Annotated in this window: 1 protein-coding gene; it reads left to right on the top strand. The window is 44.9% G+C overall.

What is annotated here, in order from left to right:
• On the top strand, positions 1–2,502 hold a 2,502-nt coding region (locus tag KDK19_RS23605; RefSeq protein WP_257255608.1), incomplete at its 5' end, for an RING finger domain-containing protein.
• Between the last annotated feature and the right edge of the window lie 83 nt (positions 2,503–2,585).

The raw sequence follows: 2,585 nt of genomic DNA on the forward strand, positions 1-2,585 counted from the left end.
AAGCAGTTGATAGAAGCTACAACCGATAAAACACGGACTTTGAATGACCCTGACAAGCTGTCTGCACTACGACCGATCATTCCACCTGACCGACCACTTCCCAAAGCTGGCGACAACAACCTGAATATTTTGTATAAGATTGTTCAGGATATAATCCACAGGGTCAATCAATCTGACCAGCAGCCACCTATAGGACAATTTGAAAAATATTGTTTTATTGAGTACTTCGTTCAATTATTTCTGTTCTACTCAAACCCACTTGAACTTATTCGTCATCTGTTAGGACAAATATCAGATTCAGCGGTAACGCATGAGATTATAATTGCTGCACAATCATTGACATCTGCCAGTTCTTTTTCAAATACTTTTATGCAATTTCACCAACACCCATCGTTTCATGAATTACAACATTTCTTAAATGAAGGGTTAATTCAGTTGCATACCGACCCTTCACCCCGTGAGCCTGAAATCAGTTCCACCGACCAAGTTCATAGCTTCGACAGTGCCTCTGGCTCTGGATACTCACAGCAGGGAGCAAGACCAAAGCGGCGCGCCCATAATCATCAGCCTAATGTGCTGCGCCAAAAAGGATTAAAGACAAGACAATCCTGTGGTAATCATCAAACGCGTTTGGGAAGTACGCCATCCTTTACCAGAGCGGGTAGAGCCATCGCTGTACCTGCCAGGAAAACAATGGATGATTACATGAATATCAATGCTTTCCGCGATAATGCATTTAAAGTGGATAAGGTGAAACATGCACAAATTACCGATAATGAGTGCCCAATATGTCGTAAGCACTTTTCACGTACAGCAAGATTAGTGAAAACGCCATGCAATCACATTTTTCACGTGCTTTGTTTAAATCTGTGGCTCCAAAGAGAGCTACCTCCTCTTTCAGTTTTAACTTGCCCTGTATGTCGATCAGAATTAAATAACTTAAAAGAAAAACTTAACAATTTAAACAAGCTATTAAAAAAATACGGCAATTGTCATTCGTTAGACAGTGCAAATAGAGCTGTTAAGGAATGGAATACGACAGAAACAGGTTATGAAGCTTTGTACCATTTTGTCCAACTTTGCAGGCACAACAGTAAGGTTTCAGATGACTCACGGTACGTCAATATCTTGAGAAAAATAATTCACCCCATTACAAAAGCCAACATTCCCCACGACCTTAGGATCAACTCGGCCACCTTCAGCCCCGATAGCCGTCGTGTGGTGACCGCCAGTAACGATTGTACAGCGAAAATCTATGGCCATAAGGCCGATGGATCATGGGAAGAAGAGGTCACTATCCGACACAATGGTACAGTCAAATCAGCCAGTTTCAGTAGCGACAACTGTCGTTTAATAACCGCCAGTACGGATCACAAGGCGAAAATCTTTAGCCAAGAGGATGATGGATCATGGACAAAAAAACTGACCGTTCAACATACTGGCAAGGTCAATTCAGCCACCTTCAGCACTGATAGCCACCATATAGTGACTGCCAGTGAAGATGGTACGGCAAAAATCTTTGCCCAAAAGGACGATAGACCATGGGAAAAAGAAGCCACCATTAGCCACAATGGTCCGATCCAATCAGCCACCTTCAGCTCCGATGACCGCCATGTGGTGACTGTCGGTAAAGATAACGTGTTAAAAATCACTGGCAGGTCAGCCAATGGATCATGGAAAATAAAAGCCACCATTTCCCATGATGACGCTATCAACTCAGCTACATTTAGCCCCGATGCCCGCCGTGTGGTGACCGCCAGTGAAGATTGTACGGCAATAATCTATGCCCAACAGGACGATGGGTCATGGGAAAAAGAATTCACCATCAGCCATATCGACAGCGATGGTCCAATCCAATCAGCCAGGTTCAGCCCCGATGACCGCCATGTGATGACTGTTGGCAGGGATGACCTGGTTAAAATCTATGGCAAGCAGGACAACGGACGATGGCTAAAAAAAGCCATCATTGCCCATGAAGATCGGATCAACTCAGCCACCTTCAGCGCCGATGGATGCCACTTGGTGACCGCCAGTGACGATAATACGGCTAAAATCTATGGCGAAAAGACCGATGCATCATGGGAAGAAGAAATTACTGTCTACCACTACCATAAAGTCCTCTCAGCCACCTTCAGCCCCGATAGCCGACATATGGTGACCACCAGTATCGACAGGGCGGCAAAAATTCATAGCCACAATGACAATGGATCATGGAAAGAAGACACCACTACCCTTCATAGAGATTGGGTCTGTTTTTGTTCAGCCACCTTCAGCACCGATGGCCGCTTTGTGGTGACCTTCACTATGGACAGGAAGGCAAAAATCCATACCCTGAAAGACGATGCATCATGGAAAAAAGAAATCACTATCTGTCACGATGGCACGGTACTCTCAGCCAGCTTCAGTGCCGATAGCCGCTTTCTGGTGACTACCAATTTCATGTCAGATGATGGTCGTTTTTACCACACTGCGAAAATCACTGAACTCTGGAAGGAAGAATGAAAGCAAACTGATCCATCGACACCAACAGGCACTAGCAGCCTGTCGGACTTAAGGCTGTCCTACTGCGGTTGCAATAAATTGGT

The organism is Endozoicomonas sp. ONNA1, from assembly GCF_024606325.1.
In the GTDB taxonomy this organism is placed as follows: domain Bacteria; phylum Pseudomonadota; class Gammaproteobacteria; order Pseudomonadales; family Endozoicomonadaceae; genus Endozoicomonas_A.